This is a genomic window from Methanocalculus natronophilus (assembly GCF_038751955.1).
Lineage (GTDB): Archaea > Halobacteriota > Methanomicrobia > Methanomicrobiales > Methanocorpusculaceae > Methanocalculus > Methanocalculus natronophilus.
Map to the genome: position 1 here is coordinate 1 of NZ_JBCEXH010000005.1, position 21,448 is coordinate 21,448.

At 52.9% G+C, this 21,448-nt stretch carries 24 protein-coding genes and 1 tRNA gene; 8 read left to right on the plus strand and 17 right to left on the minus strand.

What is annotated here, in order from left to right; all coding sequences use genetic code 11:
* Positions 1-132: 132 nt before the first annotated feature.
* The 5 genes from frhB to mptA form a co-directional block, all read right to left on the minus strand.
* On the minus strand, positions 133-999 hold the full coding sequence (gene frhB, locus ABCO64_RS06870; RefSeq protein WP_253459293.1) for a coenzyme F420 hydrogenase subunit beta: 867 nt from the start codon (positions 997-999) through the stop codon (positions 133-135).
* A gap of 13 nt (positions 1,000-1,012) precedes the next feature.
* Positions 1,013-1,777: a coenzyme F420 hydrogenase subunit gamma gene (gene frhG / locus ABCO64_RS06875; RefSeq protein WP_371922868.1), complete on the minus strand. Its 765-nt coding sequence runs from the start codon at positions 1,775-1,777 to the stop codon at positions 1,013-1,015.
* A 148-nt stretch (positions 1,778-1,925) separates the two neighbouring features.
* Positions 1,926-2,405: a coenzyme F420-reducing hydrogenase, FrhD protein gene (gene frhD / locus ABCO64_RS06880; protein ID WP_253459299.1), complete on the minus strand. Its 480-nt coding sequence runs from the start codon at positions 2,403-2,405 to the stop codon at positions 1,926-1,928.
* An 8-nt stretch (positions 2,406-2,413) separates the two neighbouring features.
* A complete protein-coding gene (frhA, locus tag ABCO64_RS06885; RefSeq protein WP_253459302.1) occupies positions 2,414-3,781 on the minus strand; it encodes a coenzyme F420 hydrogenase subunit alpha in 1,368 nt (455 codons plus the stop codon).
* Positions 3,782-4,183: 402 nt separating this feature from the next.
* Complete coding sequence (gene mptA / locus ABCO64_RS06890) at positions 4,184-5,119, minus strand: GTP cyclohydrolase MptA (RefSeq protein WP_253459305.1); 936 nt, start codon at positions 5,117-5,119, stop codon at positions 4,184-4,186.
* A gap of 120 nt (positions 5,120-5,239) precedes the next feature.
* On the opposite strand from mptA, the gene ilvC reads away from it, so the two are divergent.
* Positions 5,240-6,232, plus strand: a complete 993-nt coding sequence (gene ilvC / locus ABCO64_RS06895; RefSeq protein WP_256472508.1) for a ketol-acid reductoisomerase — start codon at positions 5,240-5,242, stop codon at positions 6,230-6,232.
* Positions 6,233-6,281: 49 nt separating this feature from the next.
* Positions 6,282-6,770, plus strand: a complete 489-nt coding sequence (locus ABCO64_RS06900; RefSeq protein ID WP_253459308.1) for a flavodoxin family protein — start codon at positions 6,282-6,284, stop codon at positions 6,768-6,770.
* Here ABCO64_RS06900 and purL read toward each other — a convergent pair.
* Positions 6,767-8,842 (minus strand): phosphoribosylformylglycinamidine synthase subunit PurL, encoded by a 2,076-nt coding sequence (gene purL, locus ABCO64_RS06905; RefSeq protein ID WP_253459311.1) that lies wholly within the window; start codon positions 8,840-8,842, stop codon positions 6,767-6,769. The genes ABCO64_RS06900 and purL overlap by 4 nt on opposite strands.
* Before the next feature lie 88 nt (positions 8,843-8,930).
* On the opposite strand from purL, the gene ABCO64_RS06910 reads away from it, so the two are divergent.
* Positions 8,931-9,542: a translation initiation factor IF-2 subunit beta gene (locus ABCO64_RS06910; RefSeq protein ID WP_253459314.1), complete on the plus strand. Its 612-nt coding sequence runs from the start codon at positions 8,931-8,933 to the stop codon at positions 9,540-9,542.
* A gap of 43 nt (positions 9,543-9,585) precedes the next feature.
* On the opposite strand, the gene ABCO64_RS06915 is transcribed toward ABCO64_RS06910, so the two are convergent.
* Genes ABCO64_RS06915 through ABCO64_RS06940 form a run of 6 tightly spaced genes read right to left on the minus strand, consistent with a single transcriptional unit; the run spans position 9,586 to position 14,605 of the window.
* Positions 9,586-9,861 carry a DNA-directed RNA polymerase subunit L gene (locus ABCO64_RS06915; RefSeq protein ID WP_253459317.1) on the minus strand — a complete coding sequence of 92 codons (276 nt, stop codon included), beginning with the start codon at positions 9,859-9,861 and terminating at the stop codon, positions 9,586-9,588.
* A 47-nt stretch (positions 9,862-9,908) separates the two neighbouring features.
* A complete protein-coding gene (locus ABCO64_RS06920) occupies positions 9,909-10,628 on the minus strand; it encodes an MBL fold metallo-hydrolase (RefSeq protein ID WP_253459320.1) in 720 nt (239 codons plus the stop codon).
* Complete coding sequence (locus ABCO64_RS06925) at positions 10,625-11,911, minus strand: ATP-binding protein (RefSeq protein ID WP_253459322.1); 1,287 nt, start codon at positions 11,909-11,911, stop codon at positions 10,625-10,627. Before ABCO64_RS06925 ends, ABCO64_RS06920 begins: the two co-directional genes overlap by 4 nt.
* A gap of 43 nt (positions 11,912-11,954) precedes the next feature.
* Positions 11,955-12,830: a type II methionyl aminopeptidase gene (map, locus tag ABCO64_RS06930; RefSeq protein ID WP_253459325.1), complete on the minus strand. Its 876-nt coding sequence runs from the start codon at positions 12,828-12,830 to the stop codon at positions 11,955-11,957.
* Positions 12,827-13,957 (minus strand): M24 family metallopeptidase, encoded by a 1,131-nt coding sequence (locus tag ABCO64_RS06935; RefSeq protein ID WP_253459328.1) that lies wholly within the window; start codon positions 13,955-13,957, stop codon positions 12,827-12,829. The genes map and ABCO64_RS06935 overlap by 4 nt, the downstream gene beginning before the upstream one ends.
* An 18-nt stretch (positions 13,958-13,975) precedes the next feature.
* The gene (locus ABCO64_RS06940; protein WP_253459331.1) at positions 13,976-14,605 is read right to left on the minus strand and encodes a hypothetical protein; all 630 of its coding nucleotides are present in this window, start codon (positions 14,603-14,605) and stop codon (positions 13,976-13,978) included.
* A gap of 141 nt (positions 14,606-14,746) precedes the next feature.
* Here ABCO64_RS06940 and ABCO64_RS06945 point away from each other — a divergent pair, with 141 nt between their 5' ends.
* From ABCO64_RS06945 to ABCO64_RS06955, 3 genes are all read left to right on the plus strand, one after another.
* Positions 14,747-15,019 (plus strand): hypothetical protein, encoded by a 273-nt coding sequence (locus tag ABCO64_RS06945; protein ID WP_253459334.1) that lies wholly within the window; start codon positions 14,747-14,749, stop codon positions 15,017-15,019.
* Positions 15,020-15,076: 57 nt separating this feature from the next.
* Complete coding sequence (locus tag ABCO64_RS06950) at positions 15,077-15,391, plus strand: hypothetical protein (protein WP_253459337.1); 315 nt, start codon at positions 15,077-15,079, stop codon at positions 15,389-15,391.
* 59 nt (positions 15,392-15,450) lie between these two features.
* A tRNA-Asn gene (locus ABCO64_RS06955) sits at positions 15,451-15,523 on the plus strand.
* Positions 15,524-15,759: 236 nt separating this feature from the next.
* On the opposite strand, the gene ABCO64_RS06960 is transcribed toward ABCO64_RS06955, so the two are convergent.
* The 5 genes from ABCO64_RS06960 to ABCO64_RS06980 all read right to left on the minus strand — a co-directional run bounded on the left by ABCO64_RS06960 (position 15,760) and on the right by ABCO64_RS06980 (position 19,493).
* A complete protein-coding gene (locus ABCO64_RS06960) occupies positions 15,760-15,978 on the minus strand; it encodes a type II toxin-antitoxin system HicA family toxin (RefSeq protein ID WP_253459340.1) in 219 nt (72 codons plus the stop codon).
* Positions 15,971-16,192 carry a type II toxin-antitoxin system HicB family antitoxin gene (locus ABCO64_RS06965; protein WP_253459343.1) on the minus strand — a complete coding sequence of 74 codons (222 nt, stop codon included), beginning with the start codon at positions 16,190-16,192 and terminating at the stop codon, positions 15,971-15,973. Before ABCO64_RS06965 ends, ABCO64_RS06960 begins: the two co-directional genes overlap by 8 nt.
* A gap of 215 nt (positions 16,193-16,407) precedes the next feature.
* Positions 16,408-17,076 carry an ABC transporter ATP-binding protein gene (locus ABCO64_RS06970; RefSeq protein ID WP_253459346.1) on the minus strand — a complete coding sequence of 223 codons (669 nt, stop codon included), beginning with the start codon at positions 17,074-17,076 and terminating at the stop codon, positions 16,408-16,410.
* Positions 17,077-17,080: 4 nt separating this feature from the next.
* On the minus strand, positions 17,081-18,343 hold the full coding sequence (locus tag ABCO64_RS06975; protein ID WP_292616454.1) for an ABC transporter permease: 1,263 nt from the start codon (positions 18,341-18,343) through the stop codon (positions 17,081-17,083).
* Positions 18,297-19,493 carry a COG1361 S-layer family protein gene (locus ABCO64_RS06980; protein ID WP_253459352.1) on the minus strand — a complete coding sequence of 399 codons (1,197 nt, stop codon included), beginning with the start codon at positions 19,491-19,493 and terminating at the stop codon, positions 18,297-18,299. Before ABCO64_RS06980 ends, ABCO64_RS06975 begins: the two co-directional genes overlap by 47 nt.
* 372 nt (positions 19,494-19,865) lie before the next feature.
* Here ABCO64_RS06980 and thiM point away from each other — a divergent pair, with 372 nt between their 5' ends.
* Complete coding sequence (gene thiM, locus ABCO64_RS06985; RefSeq protein WP_253459354.1) at positions 19,866-20,672, plus strand: hydroxyethylthiazole kinase; 807 nt, start codon at positions 19,866-19,868, stop codon at positions 20,670-20,672.
* Positions 20,662-21,309: a thiamine phosphate synthase gene (gene thiE, locus ABCO64_RS06990; protein WP_253459357.1), complete on the plus strand. Its 648-nt coding sequence runs from the start codon at positions 20,662-20,664 to the stop codon at positions 21,307-21,309. Before thiM ends, thiE begins: the two co-directional genes overlap by 11 nt.
* The last annotated feature ends 139 nt before the right edge of the window (positions 21,310-21,448 follow it).

Sequence of the window (21,448 nt, forward strand, 5' to 3'; positions counted from 1 at the left end):
ATGGTTATGTGGGATCCTATTGTGATCCAGTGCCCATAAAAAGCGGGAGTTCAGGATAAACCCCTTCTCTTCTGCATCTGTGATGCATCGGACTGGATTTATGATCTTCGCAGAAAAGAAAAAAAAAAAAGATTAGATATATGGGTTCCGAAGTGCCTTTCCGACACCGTACTCGGTTGCACGGCTCTCAAGGTACTTCTGGTTCTTTGTGATCTTATCAGTTGCGAGCTTCGTGACAAGGTCGATTCCGGGTTTGACGGAATCCATTGGTTTTGTCTCGAATGCACCAGCTGCGATCGCCTTTGCCCAGATATCGTCACCCTTTGCCGACCTGACGAAGACAGACGACCAGCCGTCGGGGGTACCGACTGAACCGGTTGAGATGTCAGCTAAGTTTGCGACATAGTCAAGACAGACGTGGCAGCCAGGCTGCTCGTACTTGTGGGTGACCTTCAGCGGGAGATCGACGGTTGCGCCGCGCTCGGTGTAGATCCAGAACTTGCCCTTTCCAATGTCAAGTTTGGAGACATTGTCGAGCTTTGTTGCACCATGGTCTTCGACGAGCTGGATGATTCCCTGGTAGGGGAAGTTCTCCATGCAGAAGATACCAACAGCGAGTGCAATCTTGTCTGCGACATCCCGAAGGCCGACCGGGTAGAGCTGGCCTTTCCTGAGTGCCTGCATCTGGCAGGGGGTGCCGACGAGCCCGACCTTGTCGAGTCCGTAGCTCCGGGTCACCTCTTTGATAAGGGCCATGTTCGGCGAGATCGAGTAGCGGGTACCGCGTGATGCAAGAAGCTCCTCGCGGGTGGTTGCAACCATCGGCTCGGGCTTGAACGGTTCGTCGCTTGGACCTGCAACAATTGCGCCATCAATGATCCCCTCATCAAGTGCATATGCAAAGAGCTGGGTGACAATGCCACCGTCCTGTGCTTTGCGGAGGATCTCGGGGTCCGTGCTGCGTGCCGCAATGACCTGTTTGTAGTTACCAAGTACCATTTCTTCTCCCTCCTCAGGGCTGCATAGCAGCGTCTATAGCATCCATGATGCCCTCATACTGGTTGACCACGTCGAAGCTGAAGAAGCTCCGCGGGCACTGGGCATAGCATGCACCGCACTTGATGCAGAGGTCGCGCTCGATCTGGGGCTTGCCGTATTCCATGCTGATTGCACGAACCGGACAGGCCGCTGCACATGAGCCACAGCCCATGCAGAGACCCTGGTTGATCACCTGGGTCATGATGTCGCATCCGCAGGCTTCGGTGCCTGCTTTTGCAAGGTTCATGAATGGTGTCAGGTATGCTCCTGCAAGTGCTTTCTGCTCGTCGTTTCCTTTCAGCAGCAGGTACGCCATGACACAGACGTTTCTGATCTGCTGCGGTGTCGGTGCACATCCGGGGATATACACATCAACATCGATCAGATCGCCGATTGGCAGGAACCCTTCATGCTGGGGCTGGTTCATCTGACCGCCACGGCAGAACCGGGTGATGTTGCCATAGCAGGCGCATCCGCCAAGTGCTACGACGATCTTCGCGTTCTTTCTGGTCTCGATGATCTCCTCGACCGAAAGGTGGTCATTAATACAGACCGATCCTTCGACGAGGGCTACATCCATCTCAGGGATATGCCGGACATCGGCTAATGTGAGACAGTAGACGAGGTCCGCATATTTGTCAAGAATTGTTAACAATCCTTCATAGGTGTCTGCAAAGGACACAAGGCACCCGGTGCATCCACTCATGTGCACGTGTCCTACAGTAATCTTGTCAGCCACTGGCTTCTCCTCCTTAGGTTCTTTAATGATTGACGCCTTCTCTTCGATAATTACGTCAGCCGGTTTCTCTGCTTTCGCAGATCCAGGCTTCTCGTCCTGCTTTTCCCCACTGACGTCGCGTTTACCGAACAATAGGGTCTTCAGGGACTCAAGAATTCCCATTTTCCACCCCTATTTCCTTCAATATAACCTGAATCGTCCGGGGTATAGCATCCTCAACCTCTTTTGAGATACCAATCTCAAAGTCAGAGGCGGGCACGTTCTTTGGCTGGCACCCGATCACCATGATATCAACGAAATCCTTCAGCCGGTTCAGCGGTTCGGTCAGATCCCATGAATGGGCATCCCGGTAGCTTCCCGGCGGGAGATCCTCTGCCCGGAGCCTCGTGAGCGTCCCGGGTTCAGCACCAAAATCGACGATATCAATGATAATGAGCTTCCTGGTCACATCGTTATCGAGCATGGTAAAGCAGAAATGGGGGCCTCCAAGCCCCACATCGACCGCCTTTACATTGTCGGGGAGAGCAAGCTCCTTCAACCGCTCCACAACTTCAGGTCCAAAGCCGTCATCGCCAAAGAGCATGTTGCCACAGCCGGCAATGACAATCTCGGGGTACAGCTCATCCATGAACGCACTCACTCGAGGAGTTTCTCTGCTACGAGCCTATTGTCCTCGTCTATGACGATCATATGGGTCGCACAGGAGACACAGGGGTCATAGCCACGGACGATCATTTCGCCTAGCTGCCAGGGTGCTCCTTCAAGAGCCCGGCTGCAGGTGGGGAAGTTCCAGGTCGTTGGAACAAGCATCGAGAACCACTCAACCTTGCCGTTCCTGACCTTGGCCAGGTGCGTGTCACAGCCTCGCGGTGCTTCGTTTGCAGCCCATCCGATTGAACCGTCACCCTGTGGGATTACATCCGGTACAACCGCTCCTGAGCAGTTCAGTGCGTCTGCTGCCTCAATCATCTTGTAGACAGCATCCATGAGTTCCATCTCACGTGCAATGTGCTGGCCTATTGTTCCCTTCTCGTCATAGTTCTTGTACTGAACCAGACGGGCACGGGGACCGACCTCGACGGGCTGGCCGTCATAGAGCGGAACACCGGTGCAGGCTTCCATCTGAGGCCAGGCCTTTGTACCTGCCTTTGTGGTGCCGCCGACCGGGTATGATGGGTCTTCAAGCGTGATCTCTTCCTCACCCATGTACCAGTCCCATGGCCGGACTTCTGTCCAGCGCTCAGGGAACCAGGTGGGGTTCTCGTCCAGGGAGCTGCTGCCGTAGACCGGGTCTACTGCCATGTATCCCTGGTTGTGGTATCCAAGATCCTTTGGTATCGGGATCTCCTTGCCACCAACCTCTGCCCAGTCGCGCTTCTGGAAGTTCCGGTAGATTGCAATCATGAACTCCATCTGCTCGCGTGCAAGCGGGAGCGCCATCTTTGCAAGATCATTGATCTTTGCCTTTGCCCGCGGGGTGATGTTTGTGTACATACCGCCGACACGGGGGTTTGATGGGTGAACCGCTTCGCCTCCGACGATCTCTCCGACCGTCTGACCGACCATACGGAGGGTCTGGATACGCTTTGCAACGCTTCTGACCGGCTCTTCTGGTGTAAAGGGGTTAATCTTTGTGTCTGTTCCTGGCAGGTACATATCAGGTAATGCCAGAATTTCATGCAGTGCATGGCTGTGCAGCCTGTTTGCACACTGGAGAATCAGTCTGAGAAGATATGCATCCTCTGGGATCTCACATCCGATTGATGCCTCCATCGATTCTATTGCAGCGAGGGTGTGGGCAATCGGACAGATACCACAGACACGTGATGCGATCTTTGGAACCTGCTCCATCGTCTTGCCGATGGCAAGCTTTTCAACACCCCTGACAGGAGTAATGGAGATCCAGTCTCCGCGCTCGATGATGCCGTCATCATTGACTTTCAACACGAGCTTGGAGTGGCCTTCATGCCTTGTGGTTGGGGAAACTTCTACTACTTTCGACAATGTTATCGCCTCATCCAAAATGTGGTGATCGATCTGCTATACATAAGTTATTCCTGTGCGGTTTTGACACGTACCAAAGTACGCTGAAGGAGATTAGATTGATAACGTTAATTATAGTTTGTGATTTCTCCCAGATCATATTAATAAAATTATTTCATTTTTTATGACTAAGTGCTACAAAAGAATTTAAATGAACTAATATCGCGGATTCCCCCAAAATGATGCCATTTTTTCAGTGTACGGTGTATAAATTGATGTGCGCTTTCATTTGAGAGAAAAAACCCTGAAAAATCAACTTTGGAGATAAAAAAGTATTTTTATACACGCATTTGCGATTCCGGGCCGGATATGGAGGTGTGATCACCTCCAGTACGCAGGCCCGGCCAGTTCCGATTGCCGCTCTTATTCGCCGTTTAATTCGGCATAGAGTTCTGCAAGGGTTGCATGACGCTCTGCATAGGCATCGTGCTGGTGGATACTCTCCTCATTGGTCTGCTGTATCGTGACATATGCATCACCTGGAAGATGGCCGAATGTCGAGACCACCTTTTTTGCCATCTCCCTGACACAATCCTCAACAAACCGTGCGTTCTTATGTGCCTCCATCACGACATAGCTCTCGTCACCGCGTTTGAGGAGTTCATAGATCTTTGCACTCATTGATTCCTTGAGAACATTGATGACATCCTCAAGCGGGACATGCTGATCATCATCAGTCTCAATGCAGAGGAAGCCCTTGCCACGCTGGTTGTGGCTTGCCATTGGAACTTCATCAAAGAATTTTTCTATCCTGTCCTTATCCATATCAAGTGATTCAAGCACCATCATGGCGTGATCCTTCATGATATTCTGTGCACAGGGGCAGGCTGTCATACCTGTCACCTCTGCACCGATGCTCTTCCTGATGATCGGCCTTTTGCTTGTCCGCTGGGCAATTGCACGGGCATGGACAGTGACAACCTCATGGCAGCTGGTGCTCGTAACCGGCGTCAGCCTCTTGACCATGAACTCGCTCTTCATCCGGACCTCGGTTCTTTCGGCATACTCGTGGCGATCCAGAAGCTGCCCTGCAACAGTGCTGCAGACCTCCTCTATCTCCTTCACCTCGCCGCCGAGGGCCTTATCCATGACATCGTCGATGACTTCGAAGTTCCGTGAAAGGTTTGCACCTTTCAGCGAACCGGGGAGATCGACAAAGATGTCAAATTTCGAGATAAAGATCGCCGGGCGCTTTCCTTCCCGTGCGACTTCAACAAGTTTTCGGACGTTCCGAACACCCACCCGGCTCAGGTTGATCCGGATATCGGGGATAGTGGACTGAATATCAGACAGTTCCATGAGAAAAAACCTCTAATCTCTATCTTCATGACTGAAGACCGGGCTATAAAAGTATAGAGAGGTATGCACCCCTGTATAATATATTTATGTCAGCTCGCGCCGTACCTTATCAGGAAGACTATGATCCAGAAGTACTATGACGCAGACGCTGATCTCTCCTTTTTAAAAGGAAAGACGATCGCCGTGATCGGCTACGGCTCACAGGGCCGCGGCCAGGCACTGAACCTCCGGGATAGCGGACTCGATGTTATTATCGGTCTTCGCCCCGGAAAGAGCTGGGATGAGGCAGAGAAAGACGGTTTTTCCGTCCACAAGGTTGCTGAAGCAGCTGCAAAGGCAGACCTGGTTCAGATCCTCCTCCCCGACGAGACCCAGGGAGCGGTCTTCAGATCTGAGATCGCACCCAGCCTGAAGAAAGGCGCATCACTTGTCTTTTCTCATGGCTTCAACATCCATTACGGTCAGATAGTCCCGCCTGAGGATGTCGATGTCTTTATGGTTGCCCCAAAAGGCCCCGGCTATATGGTCAGGCGAACCTACACCGAAGGAATGGGTGTCCCGGCGCTTATCGCCGTGTACCAGGATATCTCCGGCAAGGCACGCGCACATGCCCTTGCCTATGCAAAAGGGATCGGCGCCACCCGTGCAATGGTTCTGGAGACGACGTTTCGCGAGGAGACCGAGACCGATCTCTTCGGCGAGCAGGCAGTCCTCTGCGGCGGGATCACCTCGCTTATCAGGGCAGGGTACGAGACGCTTGTTGATGCAGGATACAGCCCGGAGATGGCATACCTTGAGGTTCTGCACGAGACGAAACTTATCATCGATCTCATCTATGAGGGCGGTTTCACAAAGATGCGGAGATACATCAGCAACACCGCCCAGTACGGCGATCTGACCCGTGGTACACGCGTCATCGGGCCCGAGAGCAAAATGGAGATGGAGGAGATTCTGCTTGAGATCCAGGACGGCACATTTGCAAAGGAATGGATCCTCGAAAATCTCGTGAACAGGCCCGTCTTCAATGCACTGACCCGCGCCGATGAAGAGCATGAGATTGAGCATGTCGGTGCAGAACTCAGAAAAGACATGCCACAGTTTAAGAATCTCTGAAATAATCCCCCACACTTTTTTATTATGAATGAAGCGGCATACTGCATGTATGCGAACCATCTGTATCTACCATAGCCAGACCGGCAACACCCATTTTGTCATGGAGGAGCTTGCAGGCATGACCGGTGCCGGTTGTGTCAGGGTTGTTGACAGGGCACGGTATGGAAAGGCAACCATCTTCCTCCTTGGCGTCCCCCGTGCCCTATCCGGCAGTATTGCAACGGTTGATCCAACCGAGATCGATGTCCAGGATTATGATCTCGTCATCCTCGGTACACCCGTCTGGGCAGGAAGGCCGACACCTGCCGCACGGGCAATGATCGAGGGAATCCTGAACGGATCCGAAAAGAAGGTACTGGTTGTCTGCACCTCAAGAGGAGAGCCGGGAGATACAGCAGCCATTATGGCAGAACGTGCAACAGCAAAGGGAATGAGCCTGATCAGCTCCCACCATGTCACGTTTTCAGCGGATGGCAGCAGAAATAATGAAGAGATGACAGCCCTGAAGAAGGCCGTCATGGATTGTATGGAACCTTAATCCGAGGTCATGATACGGGTGATTGTCCCGGCATACTCCTCGAGATCCCGGGCAGTCAGTTCAATTGTTTCAGACCCGGCAGTAATCGAGAGGAGATCGCCACCCGCTGTTCCGAGCATGGTGTGAGGCAGACCCTTGAGAACCCCCGGATCATCAACTGCAACCAGGAACTGCCCATACGACTCCGAGAAGAGGGAGGCGATTGGATCGTTGTGGATCGTTACCGAGCAGCGTGGGGCAATTTTGGCAAGTGCCGCCAGCAGGCCGCCGCGTGAGATATCGGTTACAGAGAGTAGCGCATTCTTTCTGACGAGATCGCGCACCTCCCTCACAATGCCTGCATCGCCGGTTTCGGGTGCCGCACCACCACATCCGGTGACAGCATCAAGAATCGAACCACCCAGTGCGGGTGCGGGGGTTCCGACAAGGGCAAGCGCTGCACCATCGGGTGGAGGAGAGAAGGTTCGGATCCCGCCTTTTCCAATCATGCCGATGATCGGAGTGGGTTTGATCTGGGTGGAATACTCGTCGCTCTCGTTGTAGAGCGATACATTTCCTCCAACAACCGGTATATCCAGAACCCGGCACATATCACCCATGCCACGGATGGCCTCTGCGATCTGCCAGCTGATCTCCGGGTGGACAGGGCTTGCAAAATTGAGGCAGTTGACGATGCAGATAGGCTCTGCCCCATAGCAGGCGAGATTCTGGGCATTTTCAAGCACGGCATTTGCGGTGCCCTCCCGGGGCCTGAGATAGATATGCCGGGGATTGCATCCGCAGCTGAAATAGAGACCCTGATCTTCAAGCCGGATGACTGCAGCATCGGGCCCAAGTGAGACCGTTCTGAGCTGGACTTCATGATCATACTGTGAGGAGACCCATTCTTTTGAACCGCATTCGGGATGTGAGAGGACCAGTCCGATGAGGGTGCGAAGATCCTGCCCTGGGGCTGTATATGGCTTCTCTGCCTGGTAGGATCGCTCCTCCCAGCTGCAGGCAGGTGCCCCCCCGACAAGGAGATCCATCGGGAGATCACAGACGACACGGCCATTGAACTCGACAATATACCGTGGATCGGCTATCACTTCACCGACATCAGCCCAGGGGAGATCATACTTGTCCAGGATCGATCCGATGACGCCAAGATCGCCCGGAGCAACCTCAATGAGCATCCGCTCCTGTGACTCGGCAAGCATGATCTCAACTTCATTCATCCCGGTCTCCCTGAGGGGAACACGTTCAGCATAAATCCGTGCTCCATACGTGCTTGACATCTCGCTGGAAGCACCTGCAAACCCGGCTGCACCGAGATCCCGGCATGCATAGACTTTCTTTGTTGCACAGAGCTCGGCTGTTGCATCGATGAGGAGCTTCTCCATGTAGGGGTCACCGACCTGAACGCTTGGCCGGTCATCGGCACCTGCATCCTCTGCAAGATCCCGTGATGCAAAAGAAGCACCGCCGAGGCCGTCACGTCCGGTGCGGGCACCATAGATGATCAGGCGGTTGCCGGGTTTTTTGACCCGTCCGGTCAGATAGCCATCCGGATCAACAGTCCCGACAGCAACGACATTCACAAGGGGGTTGCCCTGGTAGCTCTCGTCAAACGTGAGATCTCCCCTGACGACAGGGACACCGATGCAGTTGCCATAATCCCCGATACCGGAGACGACATGTTCGAAGAGATGGCGCGTCTTGTCGTTGTCGGGCTTCCCAAAGCAGAGGGGATCCATCAGGGCAACCGGGTATGCACCCATCGAGATGATGTCGCGGACTATACCGCCGACACCGGTTGCAGCTCCATCATAGGGATCGATGTAGCTTGGATGGTTATGACTCTCCATACCGATAGCAAGCGCAGTCTTTTCAGAAAATGAGACGATTGCAGCATCATCCCCGGGACCAAGGATGACGTTTTTTCCGTCAGTTGGCAGCGTCTTCAGGAGCGCTTTTGTTGATCGGTAACTACAATGCTCGCTCCAGAGATTTTCAAAGGCAGCGGCTTCCAGGGGTGTGATATCCCGTCCCAGGTGTGAGCGGATGATCCCGAGATCGTCTTCCGACAGCATGGTACAAGAGATCACCCTGAGAGATAAAATAAGGATCTCTTCTGTCTGATCCCTTCCCTTTTTACACCTGAGGTTCCTATATATCTGCATGGGAGACAGTTACGAGGAGCTGCTGAAGAAGGCATACACCGGCATCACCGAGCCGACGGAAACCGGAGAGCGGTTCGTTGTGCCGCCGGTGAAGTCATATCTGGAAGGGAAGACAACAATACTTGAGAATTTTTCTGAGATTGCACAGGCACTCAACCGGGATTCCGATCACTTCATGAAGTTCATGCTTGGTGAACTTGGAACCGCCGGTAAGATAGACGGAAGCCGTGCCATCTTCAATGGCAAGTTTGAAACCGATGTCCTGAGTGCGATTGTCAAGAACTATATTGATGATTTTGTCATCTGTTCCGAATGCGGCAGGCCGGATACCCGGCTCGTCAAGGATGATCGGATTCATATGCTCCGGTGCGATGCCTGCGGAAGCCATCGTCCGGTGCGCAAGCGCCGTGCCAGAACCGAGGTGAAAGGAACAAGCCTTGAAGAGGGGCAGGAGCTTGAGGCGGAGATCGAATCTGTCAGCAGGCGTGGCGATGGTGTTGCAAAGATAGGCAAATACATCCTGTATGTCACCGGCGGAAAACCCGGCCAGAAGATAAAAGTAAAAATTACAAAAATATCAGGCCAGGTTGCCTTTACCCAGCGGCTCTGAAAAACCCATTTCCAGGGTTTTTAAAAAAAATCTATTATTTTTTCTATTTCACGACTGATCCGACCTGTGTGAGAACCTCATCACATGACCGGTTGATCCGCTCGCATGCTTCCCTGATGACCGTGAGCGGATCCTTTGTGCCGTCTGTCGTGACAAGGAGTTCGGGATCCGAGAACTGGTATTCGACCACGTACTTGCCGACATTCACAGAGGGGTCTTTGATTATCTCATCCTCAAGGAGGTTCATAAAGGTGTGTTTCTCACCAACGAGCACCATCCTGATTTTATTTTTTTCAAGTTCCAGAATTTTTATGTTCATACCGTATATCAATTGGAAGGGGAGGACTATATAGGCATTGGCGAAGGTCAGCTCCTGAAGCTCTCCATATCAGTTGCGGCATGCGGGTGATCCCAAGCGATCATATGGCTCATATGGACGCACCGGAACTCTTTTGCCTTCAGAATCCCGGCAAGCCCAAGCGCCTCGGAGTAGTTCATATGTTTGTAGACATGCATTCCTTCAGGGACGAGTGCATCAAGGAGGAGGAGATCCGCGCCTTCCATCAGGGGGATGCTTGTGTCGGGTATGTCACGCCGGGTATCGGAAGAGTAGACCAGCACATAGCCGTCTGATTCTATCCTGACGCCATATGTCGGCATATCCGGATGATTGACCGGAAAGAGGGTGATCTCAAGGCCAAAGAGAGAAAATGGGATGAGAGGTTCAACAGGGATCTTCTCTGAGGGGAGGAAGGAGAAGATCCCCCCGCAGTAGTCCAGTACTTCAGGTGCCGCATACATCGGGGGAGGTGTCTGGACACGATAGAACTCCCCAAAGCCCATAAAGTGATCATAATGGCCATGTGTCCAGATGCCGGCATCTATATGCGGCGATCCTGCTGCGAGCAGCTGCCTTCTCAGGTCGGGAGAGGTCTCAATTAAGAGGTTCTTTGATTCAGACTGGATTAAAAGAGAGGTTCGGAGCCTCTCTCTTCCTTCAGCAACTCCTCTTCTGCAGGTATCGCAGCTGCACCCGATCTTCGGCGTGCCTATTGCATCCCCTGTCCCGAGGAGGGTTATCTTCATGCCTGTGACCATCCGGCATGCCTGAGCGCATTTCGCCGATCAACGAGCAGCATCCCTTCTTCGATATCCACCTCGCTGATCTCCTGCCGCCCATCCCGGAGGGCAGCCATCACCGCTTCCTTGATCATGAGCCTGAGATCCGCGCCTGTGAACCCTTCAGTTCGTGATGCAAGAAGAGAGAGGTCAGGTATGATCGCTATGTTTCTCGTGATACTCCTGAGGATTGCTTCTCTCATCGGGATATCCGGCAGGGAGAACGGAACAGCTTCGTCAAATCTCCGCCACGCCGCCTCATCAAGGATGCCGGGATAATTGGTCGCCCCGATGAAGAGGACACCTGATCTGACCAGGCTGATCTGATCGATATTTTTCAGGAGCGTGTTTACTGCCCTCTTCATCGCACCGTGATCATCGGCGTCCCGCGTCCGTGCCACATAATCGAATTCATCAATGAAGAGGATACATGGGGAGAGTTTCTTCGCAATCTCAAAGATCCTCTCGATATTCTTTGAAGTCTCGCCCAGGTACTGGGACGTGATCATGGAGAGCCGTGCCTCAAGGATCGGCATATGCAGTTCCCGTGCAAGAGAGAGAGCAAACGAAGTCTTCCCCGTACCGGGCGGACCAACACATAGAAGACGTCCGATCTGATAGATCTGGTGTTTCTTCAGGTAATCCAGGTGTGAGAGTGCCACTTTGATCTTCTCGATCACTTCAAGCTGCTCAGCTGTTGCAACAAACGAATCAAATGATTCTTCAATCTCCTCAGGAGCATAGATGGTGACAAGCGCCATCGCCTCTTTTATCTCTTCGGAGTCTGTCGGCAGGGCGGCGATCCGTTGATCCAGGAATGCGCGGCTGTCCTCATACGGGGGATTCTTCTTTTTTGCATCAGCATAGCGGATGCTGTCTGCTCCGGCTTTCTCATAGTAATAGGCCAGAACCGGGTTTTTCACCGCGAGATCCCGTCCACCTTTATCGAGAAACCAGCGGGCCGCGGCATCAAGTGCAGTGATCGAGAGCCGCTGGCCGAAGTCATCATACCCGACAAAGGGGTTTGAACCAAGAAGTGTATGTGCCTCATCTATCCCAAGGGAACGCCTGGCAAGACTGTTGCTCACGTGTACGGGCCGTTTCAGATCGGCTGATTTTCTGCCGATCTCAAAAGCGTCACGACAGGCTGGTGTTAGATCCGATATCCCAAGAGATACCTCATGGTTTACGATCTCTGCGGTGAGAAGGAGCTCCATGAGCCGGAGTGTGGTGTGATCTGCCATCTCCATGTCTTAACCTTAACTATAGTCCCGGAGACCGAATAAGACTATCTCAGCGGGTGGTAACAATACAGCCATCTTCCACAATGATGATCGTATCTTCTGCCTGGGATACAAAGGACCCGGGTGCATCCTGCAGGACCGGGTAGGGGCGGAGAATGCCCTGCCTGATTAAGGCGGTAAGGGCGAGATCTGCCCGGTCTGTCCTGAGCCATCGCTTTGAAAACGGGAGGCCGCGTCGATTTCGGATCTCTTCAAGGATCTTTCGTCCAGCAGGAATGCGAACGGGTTTGACCGCAATCTGCGAGAAGATGTTTGTCCTGCTCCCTTCATTGACCCGCCCGTTGCCGGTGGAGGCAAAAGGCTCAATTGCGATGACCATGCCTTCCCGCAGGATCACCCCGCCACCTGATCCGGTATTCGGAATACTCGGGCCGGCATGGAGTGAATAGCGATCCAGGCCATGACCGGTTAAGTTGGCAACCGGTTTAAAGCCACGCGAGGTGATCTCTTCCTGGACTGCAGCTCCGATCTCGCCGGTTGCAGTGCCTGGCCTGGCAAGAGAGATTGCGGCATTCAAAGCCGCGCGCGATGCCTCGACCAGAAGCCTGTGGTCGCCGAGATCGATTGTGAGTGCCGTATCCGCGATATAGCCGTCAAGATGGAGCCCTATGTCGAGTTTGACAAGATCACCATGCTGAAGGGTGCGGTCATCGTCTGGGCCCGCGGTATCATGTGCTGCTGCTTCGTTGATGGAGAGGTTTGGAGGAAACGCGATACCAGCATCTGCTTCCAGGATCATCGTGCATACCGAATCGGTAATATCTGAGAATGTGGCCCCGGGAACGATTGAAGATGCTCCTTTCCGAAGGATGGTGTGTGCGAGGCGGCCGGCTTCCCTGTACGTATCCAGTATCTCATCGTTCATATGCAGAATACCTCCGGGAAGCTGCCCATTCGTTCAAATCCTGATTCGGTGACGAGACCCATATTCTCGATCCTGACACCGCCGATGCCGGGATAGTAGAGTCCCGGTTCGATTGTTATGACATTGCCTGCAGACAGCTCGCCGCCGCGGGCATTCAGCCACGGTGCTTCATGCACCTCAAGACCGACGCCGTGGCCGAGGCTGTGGACAAAACCATGCGGTTCTGTTCCATACCCGCGATCTGAGAAGTGCGTGACGACCGCCTGGTAGAGATCTGATCCGGATCTTTTATTCCTGGCAAGGGAGATTGCAAGTGCTCCTGCATCCGAGACGGCGTCGTACATATCCCGGATCTCAGGAGAGGGCTCCCCCCGGACAACCGTCCTGGTCATATCAGCGAAATACCCGGTCTCTTCACTCTGCGGAAAGATATCAATGATAATGGGTGCGTCGGCAGCAAGCAGTCCGCTGCCCCGGAGATGCACCTCAGCTGTCTCGGTTCCCGAGGCAACGATGGTGTCAACGCCCCTGCATCCGTGTTTCAGGAGGCAGGCATGAATTGCATACCGGACATCCTCTGAGGTGAGGAGGCCGCCCTCAGGCGTCTTCAGGTTACCGCCTGACGGGTGCGTGCGTGCAATCAATGCTATCGCGGCATTCATCGCATCATCTGCAGCAGACTGGACAGCCCGGATCAATTGGATCTCGCGTTTTGTCTTTTCTGCTCTCAGGGATGAGAGGGCTTCCTTTTCAACACCGACCTGCCGGTATGCACGTATGGCATCTGCAAGACCAATTGGAAATTCCGGCGGTACAAGGATATCTCCTCCAGCCAGATCCGCAATCAGGCGCGCGGTTGCTTTTCCGGCATCTTCTTCTTCCTTCAGGAGATCAAAAAAGCCTGCATCAGCCCGGGAGAGTACCCTGCAGGGGGATTCCTTCTCTGCCCGTGCGGTCTCCATTGCCGGGACTATAATGATGCCCGGCTCTTTTGGGTGTTTCAGGTATATGATCGGATCGCTCGTCCGAAAGGAGGTGAGATACCTGATATTGGCATCCTGGGAACTGCCATATGCAACATATGCCGCTCTCCCGGCCATCTCCAGGGCTTCATCAAGTGCATCCATTCCCGTACTATGTATTATTCAAACAAGATGTATCTTCGGAAAGTGACCTTCGGCATACCGGGAGGCGGCACGGGCATAGGCAGCATCTGCCCTTGCTATTGCACCTGCTGCATCACCGGAGAGTTCGTTTGCATTTTCCAGGTACATCATCGCCTCAGCCGAGGCATAGGCTCCCTGGTCAGCAAGATCAAGGTACTGGTGCATGGAGCCAAGACGGCCTTTCAGTGCAACCTGGGCAGTCCACATCTCTTCATCATAGAGCCGGAGATCCCATGCCACCTCCTCTGCCCATTCCTTCCTGCTTCCTTCCATCTGCATTGTATAATCAGAGAATGCTGATACATGACGTGTCATCGCCAGGTGCTTTGCCTCAAGTTCCCTGATAAATGCCTCTTCACGCTGCACCTGTGTCCTGAGCGTCCGGGTATTCACCGTCTCCCCGCTCAGCTCAATGTTCCAGAGATCGACTCCTATCGTATAGACCAGGAGGTAGCTGTCAAGAGAGTTCCGGTGAGCCGTTATCGCTTCATCTGCTGCATCCCAGAGGATGTCATGATCAGAGTCTGCAAGGCATCCGGCTGTCATGGAGGAGGCAGTAACGATGAGGATGAGTGAGAGAATCAGAGAGAAGAAGCGGCCGGATCTCATAAACTACCAGTAACTAGTGAATACCGACTATAAATCAATATCCTCAGGCAGACAGCCAGCCGGAGTTTGGGTGAATGGCAGGCGCCATGCATGACACCTGCTGGCATGGATTCTTATAACCTCCATTGCATATGTATATTCATGGATGAAGAAAAGCGTAAGGAGTTCAAGATAAAGTTTATCAAGACAGCAGTTCTGCTCAATCTCCTCATTCTCTTCCTTGCAGCGACGGTTCTGGTTGCGATCCTTGTCCCTGGCGATGTCACATTCAATGATACCTTCTACAAGACACCGCTTCTGGTCGTTCTTGGAGCAGGCACCGTCATCTTTGCCATCCTGACCCACCGGCTCTACACCACAACCAGGAAATGGCTTGAGGTGCATGGAAAGACCAAAGAGGGATGGGAAGAGTAGTCATAAAAACCCGGAAGGGGTTTGTATGGAATACCGTGCAAGGGGGATCCTGATCCGATGCTTGAGAAACTGCGTGACGAGATAGAGTTAATCCAGCGCCACCTTCTCGTAGCCCGTGCTGTTGCGGACCATGAGCCGATCGGGATCATCAGGCTCTCGGAGGTGCTTGGCCTGCCGCAGCATCGGATCCGCTACTCGCTTCGGATCCTGGAGCAGATGGGCTATATCCGCCCCTCCCCGCTCGGAGCCTCTGCAAGCCCGGAGATGCGGGAGATGCTCAGGGCCGTCCCAGAAGAGCTTGATGCGTTTATCCGGACGCTTCAGGAGATGAAGAAAAGCCAGATACAAGACGGCCAGATGAACAATCTTTAAATTCCAGCAGCTTCAATATAATCAGGCAACTTTGTAAGGCAAGTTCTCTTGCAGCATCTGCCGCCATAACTCAGTTGGTAGAGTGGCTGGCTGTTAACCAGCATGTCACAGGTTCGAGTCCTGTTGGCGGCGTCTATTCATCCCACTCATCCTGTGGATGTCTCATACTTCTTTTCAAAAGGTTCATTCATTCATTCATTCATTCATTCAGGTTCTTCGCGATCAGTTCCCCCTTCCGATGAATCAGGAAAACCCATGCGATTAGAGGTTTTGAGAAGAGTGTAACATAGTTTAGAGTCGTGCCTCACGCAGGCACGTGGATTGAAATATCATATCGGAATCATGTAAGAATTGTTCAAGGTCGTGCATCACTCAAATTCACTCCTTTGAATTTCAGACTGCCTTATGATTGACTGCAGTGTACCAATACGAATTTCATTATGATTTGGAACAGGAACTGTAATTGTAGAACCGGAAGCAGTTTTCTGCATAATTATATGGCTTCCCTTCTGCCTGACTTCAGAAAAACCATGTTTTGAGAGAATGTTGCAGACTTCTTTTCCCGATAGTTTCCGAAGTTTAACCACAAGCCACATCCACCCGTGTGATATAGATCTCCCCGTGGTACCGTGACTGAATCTCCTGCGGTGATGCGGTTTCAAAAAAGAGCTCTAAAGCCTCATGAAGGTTATTACGGGCTTCTTCTACTGTATTGCCCTGGCTTGCAATGTCGTATTCCGGACAGAATGAAACATAGCCATCGCCTTCCTTTTCAATAATGGCTGTAAGCTGTTTTTGCATATTTTTGATCTCCTGTTTTTGTAATAGTAGCCTTCACTACATCATAAAACTACATCACAGGAATGAAAAGGTACACTTTCCCTCATCGGGTTGCACCTGAAGAGACGGGAATAGACTGGAATGAGACAGGAATAGTCTTCTCTTTTCCAGCTCCATCCATCCATTCATCTTTCCATCCACCAAAGAGCAGGAGGGGAGAGGGAGGAGAGCTCTCGTCACCCCTCCACTATCTCTCCATCCGAGAGCGTGATCACCCGCTCACAATACTGCTGGTGATCGTCTTCATGCGATATCATCAGCACCGTCTGGCGGCTCTCCCTGTTAATCTCTGCAATGAGATCCAGGATGATCGTAGAATTCTTTGTATCAAGGTTTCCACACGGCTCGTCTGCAAGAAGAATAGCAGGTTCGTTGACGAGCCCGCGGGCTATTGCGACCCGCTGCTGCTCCCCGCCGGAGAGCTCTTTTGGAAGATGCAGAGCCCTGTCCAAAAGCCCCACCTGATCGAGCATATGGAGTGCCCGCTCTTCCATATCGGCGTCAGATACACCACGTGCCATCAGCGGAAGGATCACGTTCTCATATGCGGTCAGCTCTGAGGAGAGGGCATAATCCTGGAAGACGAAACCAAGCCACTCAAGCCGGAAGAGCGTCTTCTCATAATCCGGGAGTTTGAAAACGTCAGTTTCCGATATCTCAACAGATCCGCTGGTCGGTACATCAAGAAGGCCGATCATATGGAGAAGTGTCGATTTCCCGCTCCCCGACGCACCGGCAATACCGACAAACTCCCCTTTCCCTATCTCAAGGCTTACCCCGTTCAGGGCATGGACAAACACCTCGCCCATCTGGTACGTCTTATAGAGATCAGTTACCCGTATCATCCAATCAGCCCCTCATCGCATCAAGGGTATTCTCCCGGGTGATCCGCCAGGCAGGTATGAATCCGGCAAGCCCTGATGCCACACCCAGCAAGGCAGCATTCTCAAGCATTGTTGACAATTCAAAGACCGGAACAATATCTCCGCGAGGAGTCTCAAGCGGATGTGCTGAGAAGTAGACAAAGAGAAGATTCACGATGATCATCCCCAGAATGATTCCAAAAAACCAGATGAAGAGCGCCTGTGTCACATAACTGCCGATGATGATCCGGTTTGCGATCCCGATCGCCTTCTGGATTCCAATCTGCCGCCGGTTGTTGATGGTCTTTATCGTAAAGACGATCCCAATCACCACAATCGCAATGATCATGCTGACGATAATCGCAATGGTGTCGATGATTAAGAACGTCTCCACCATATCTTCTACCTCAAGGCCCATCGCATCTTCCCAGGTCTCCACCCGATCCTGTACACCAAAATCCATTAGCCGCATCTCCAGTGCGAAAAGATCCTCACCGGGAATTGCCCTGACAAGCACCTCGGTTGCTTCGGTATTCTCATACCCCAGGACCGCATTCATCTCCTCCCATGAAACAAAGGCCATGTAATCTGCCTGGTAGGACTTGGTGGCAAAAACGCCCTTCACCAGGTATTCCCTGGCCACCCCGTTTGCATACATCACGTCAATCGAATCGCCTGCCCTGACACCGCCAAGCGAATCAAAGAAATCCATGCCGGGATCCTCATGGCCCGCGACAAAAATCCCAAGCACGATGCCGTCATCGCCGGGAGAGAGGAAGTCGCTCCCCTCAATCATGTGTTCATGGATTCTGGTGACTTCAACCTCATCCCGGGGATTGATCGCGGTTATCGGGATACTCACCATCGATCCCCTGTGGCTCAGCGTCCCGCCTATCGAATACCGGGGCGATGCCCGGGCAACACCCGGCACACGGTTGACCCGGTCAAGAAGTTCATCCACGTGAAACAGTGTCCGTTCTTCATGATCCGGCCTGATAACCACGTCAGATGTGACATAATCGACCGACTGGTCATAAAACATGTCAACAACCCCTCCTCCGATAAACCCGGAGAAGATGAGCATATTGGTGAAGACCATCGCGATGATGAGGATGTTGAGAAGAGTCCCCACTTTTCCTCCCCGCCTGATCGCACGGGAAGCAAGGAAAAGGGAGACTTTTGATCCGTTGAGCACCAGCCGGTCACCCCTGCTGCCGCTGCCGGTAGAGATAGTATCCTGCGCCTGCAAGCAGCACGATGATGACAAACGCAATGACTGTGCCATCCATTCCCTTTGGCCGCACCACCAGCACCAGTGGCTGGCGCAGTTCGTGATCACCATAATCATCCGAGTAGTGGACCGTGAGCGTATACGGCATCTCACCATCGCCATCAGCAGTCAGGCGGAAGACAGCCGGCGCATCGTTTCCTGGCCTGATGGATCCGACAAATGACTCGCGGGTGCCGGTGAGAGGGAGATCGATTTCTGCAGATACCGACTCTGCCCGCCCGGTTCCGGTATTCTCAAGGCGGATAACGAGGTCAAATGGCTCTCCCGCAGAGACCGTGATCGGATCGGTTCTCACCTGTGAGACTGCAAGAGAAGATGCACCACGGACATCAGCTGAAGCGGTTGCAGTCTCCTGCTGCAGCGATCCATCAACCCTGGTATACGTGACCATAACCGGCAGATCATAGAGTCCGGGCTCGATCTCTTTTCCAACCCTGAGCAATAGCGGGAGAACCAGGTCAGATCCGGGAGCAAGCACCGGGGCAGCAGATGACGCAGGCCCAACCGGAGAAATCATCAGATCTCCCATTGAGACCGAAACCGAAAAATCCTGCGCCGCACTCTCACCGATATTAGTAACACAGAGTTCGGTCTCAAATGTCTCACCAGGTGCAACAAAGGGTAGATCAGACTGGGATACCTGAATAATTGGTTTCTTCATCGAATATACCGGCATATTAACATTTACCGGTATCGGGTAGATAACATTCTCACCACCACTCACCCCGATTCGGAGCTGTGGAAAGTAGATCCCGCTCTTCTCGGGAGCCTGGATCAAAAACGAGAGTTCCATAGACTGGCCCGGTCCAAGGACCCCGCTGAAGGCGGAATTTCCTTCAAGAACCCTGATATCCTTCCTGCCATCAAGAAAGACGCTGCCGATGACAAGGTAGACATCCCTGGTGTCGGACGTCGATTTATCCATAACACCGTATGTATGAGTAACTGATTCTGTTCTTGCCCATGTTGCCGCCGTGTTTTCGATGGTAACATGGACAAGAGCAGTATCGCCTGGCATCACCACGTCAGGAACGACCTCATGGCTCGTTACGGTGACTGATGATCCTGTAGCAGATGCTGCAACCGTACAGGGAATAGCTACCAACAAAAGCATTAGAATGGTGCGCCAGGGTATACATCCATACGTCATGAGAGAGACTCAATATACCCATGCGTATGGTATAATATTAAAATATCTCACATATGAAGCAAATTGATGCAGCCATCGTTTTCCTTGATCCAGACGGTACAATTCTCAGGTTGAGCAGGCGATGTAGATCTCTAATCGACCGGCTTCTTGACGAGGATACAGGCATCTGAGCAACACCCCCCCAAAGGGGCAGGAACCTCTCCTCCACGCACAACCGCAGGAACAGGAATTGTTCGGGCCGCCAGAGCGTTTCCCGGGACGGCTGGCTTCCCCCACGTCCTCTTCCTCTACCAACTGCCTTTTCTCTTCAGAAAAGCAATAGAATAGGGAATGAACGATTCGGCAGCAGCACTTTTTGGAGCAATCAGAGAGAACCGCCCGCTTGTCCACCATATCACCAATACCGTCACCATCAATGACTGCGCAAATGCCACCCTTGCAATTGGCGCAGCCCCCGTGATGGCAGGTGCAATCGGTGAGGTGGCCGAGATGGTTGCGATTGCAGATGCACTTGTTCTGAATATCGGCACGATCACCCCCGATCAGGTCGATGCGATGGTAGCGGCAGCCCACGCCGCAAACAGAAAAGGAATACCCGTCATCCTTGACCCGGTTGGTGTTGGAGCAACCACGCTCAGGACAGCGAGTGCGGAGCGGATTCTGAATGAATGCACCGTCACTATCCTCAAAGGCAATGCCGGCGAGGTGGGGGTGCTTGCGGGAACTGGCGGAACCGTTCGGGGAGTTGATTCCGGGGGATGTCGGGGCGATCCGGTTGATGTGGCGCTTGCATCCGCAGAGCGATGGGATACAACCGTTGCCATGACCGGCCCAACCGATGTGATCTCGGGCAGAGGTGGCGGATACCTGATCAAAAACGGCCACCCGATGATGGAGAGGCTCTCTGGAACCGGGTGCATGGCTGCATCCATTGTCGGGGCTTTTGCGGCTGGAGGTGATGATCCGGTGCTGGCTGCCGCATCAGCGCTGGCAGCATTTGGGATCGCCGGAGAGCTCGGTGCAGCCGGGGCACGGGGACCATATACATTCCGGACCACCCTCTTTGACGAACTCTCCATGCTTTCACCCGATGATCTCGTGAAAAAAGCTGCTATGGAGAGGATTCGTGGCATTTGATCTCTATGTTGTCACCGACGAAGCCATTGGTTTTGGGCGATCACATGCACGGCAGGCGGAACTGGCGCTCCGTGGAGGAGCAGACATCATCCAGCTCCGCGACAAAACCCTTCCAGATGACCAGCTTCTTCGGGTTGCAGAAGAGATCCGGCACCTGACCCGTGATGCAGGTGCCCTGTTCATCGTCAATGACTCCCCCGCGATCGCCTTTGCCTGCGGAGCAGACGGCCTTCACCTCGGCCAGCAGGACATCCCGGTTGCCACGGCACGGAAGCATGCACCTCCGGGTTTTCTCATCGGCACCTCCGTTGGATCGGTTGCTGAAGCCGTGAGTGCTGAGAGAGCCGGAGCTGACTACCTGGCACTCAGCCCTGTCTTTGCCACCACCTCAAAAGCCGATGCAGGAAACGGCTTTGGCCTTGCCAGGCTCAAAGATATCAGGGACGCAACCAGGCTCCCGCTGATCGCAATCGGCGGGATCACCCACGTAAATGTCGGATCTGTCATCGATGCCGGTGCAGATGGTGTCGCAGTCATCTCTGCAGTCGTCGGAGCAGAGGACATTTCAGCAGCTGCCGCAGAGATGAAAGCCCGCATTCTCGCTGCAAAACAACAAGGTTCTTCTCCATATTTCTAAAGGTCATTACTATCCAAAGGTCATAATAATACATGAATAGTCTCAATTCGCTATTGTCTGACCAATGTAGATAATAAAATATAATAATATATTTTGAAATTCATACAATTTACTTCATCTTCTGTCTTTAAGCTTATTG

Excerpts from the sequence above, each read along its gene's own strand:
- ABCO64_RS06925 (WP_253459322.1), bottom strand. The coding sequence starts at position 11,911 with ATGGAGATGGCAGATCACACCACACTCCGGCTCATGGAGCTCCTTCTC.
- ABCO64_RS06945 (WP_253459334.1), top strand. The coding sequence starts at position 14,747 with ATGGATGAAGAAAAGCGTAAGGAGTTCAAGATAAAGTTTATCAAGACA.
- ABCO64_RS06970 (WP_253459346.1), bottom strand. The coding sequence starts at position 17,076 with ATGATACGGGTAACTGATCTCTATAAGACGTACCAGATGGGCGAGGTG.
- ABCO64_RS06910 (WP_253459314.1), top strand. The coding sequence starts at position 8,931 with ATGGGAGACAGTTACGAGGAGCTGCTGAAGAAGGCATACACCGGCATC.
- ilvC (WP_256472508.1), top strand. The coding sequence starts at position 5,240 with ATGATCCAGAAGTACTATGACGCAGACGCTGATCTCTCCTTTTTAAAA.
- map (WP_253459325.1), bottom strand. The coding sequence starts at position 12,830 with ATGAACGATGAGATACTGGATACGTACAGGGAAGCCGGCCGCCTCGCA.
- thiM (WP_253459354.1), top strand. The coding sequence starts at position 19,866 with ATGAACGATTCGGCAGCAGCACTTTTTGGAGCAATCAGAGAGAACCGC.
- ABCO64_RS06920 (WP_253459320.1), bottom strand. The coding sequence starts at position 10,628 with ATGAAGATAACCCTCCTCGGGACAGGGGATGCAATAGGCACGCCGAAG.
- ABCO64_RS06950 (WP_253459337.1), top strand. The coding sequence starts at position 15,077 with ATGCTTGAGAAACTGCGTGACGAGATAGAGTTAATCCAGCGCCACCTT.
- frhD (WP_253459299.1), bottom strand. The coding sequence starts at position 2,405 with ATGGATGAGCTGTACCCCGAGATTGTCATTGCCGGCTGTGGCAACATG.
- mptA (WP_253459305.1), bottom strand. The coding sequence starts at position 5,119 with ATGGAACTGTCTGATATTCAGTCCACTATCCCCGATATCCGGATCAAC.
- frhB (WP_253459293.1), bottom strand. The coding sequence starts at position 999 with ATGGTACTTGGTAACTACAAACAGGTCATTGCGGCACGCAGCACGGAC.
- ABCO64_RS06940 (WP_253459331.1), bottom strand. The coding sequence starts at position 14,605 with ATGAGATCCGGCCGCTTCTTCTCTCTGATTCTCTCACTCATCCTCATC.
- purL (WP_253459311.1), bottom strand. The coding sequence starts at position 8,842 with ATGCTGTCGGAAGACGATCTCGGGATCATCCGCTCACACCTGGGACGG.
- ABCO64_RS06935 (WP_253459328.1), bottom strand. The coding sequence starts at position 13,957 with ATGGATGCACTTGATGAAGCCCTGGAGATGGCCGGGAGAGCGGCATAT.
- ABCO64_RS06965 (WP_253459343.1), bottom strand. The coding sequence starts at position 16,192 with ATGCAAAAACAGCTTACAGCCATTATTGAAAAGGAAGGCGATGGCTAT.
- ABCO64_RS06900 (WP_253459308.1), top strand. The coding sequence starts at position 6,282 with ATGCGAACCATCTGTATCTACCATAGCCAGACCGGCAACACCCATTTT.
- ABCO64_RS06915 (WP_253459317.1), bottom strand. The coding sequence starts at position 9,861 with ATGAACATAAAAATTCTGGAACTTGAAAAAAATAAAATCAGGATGGTG.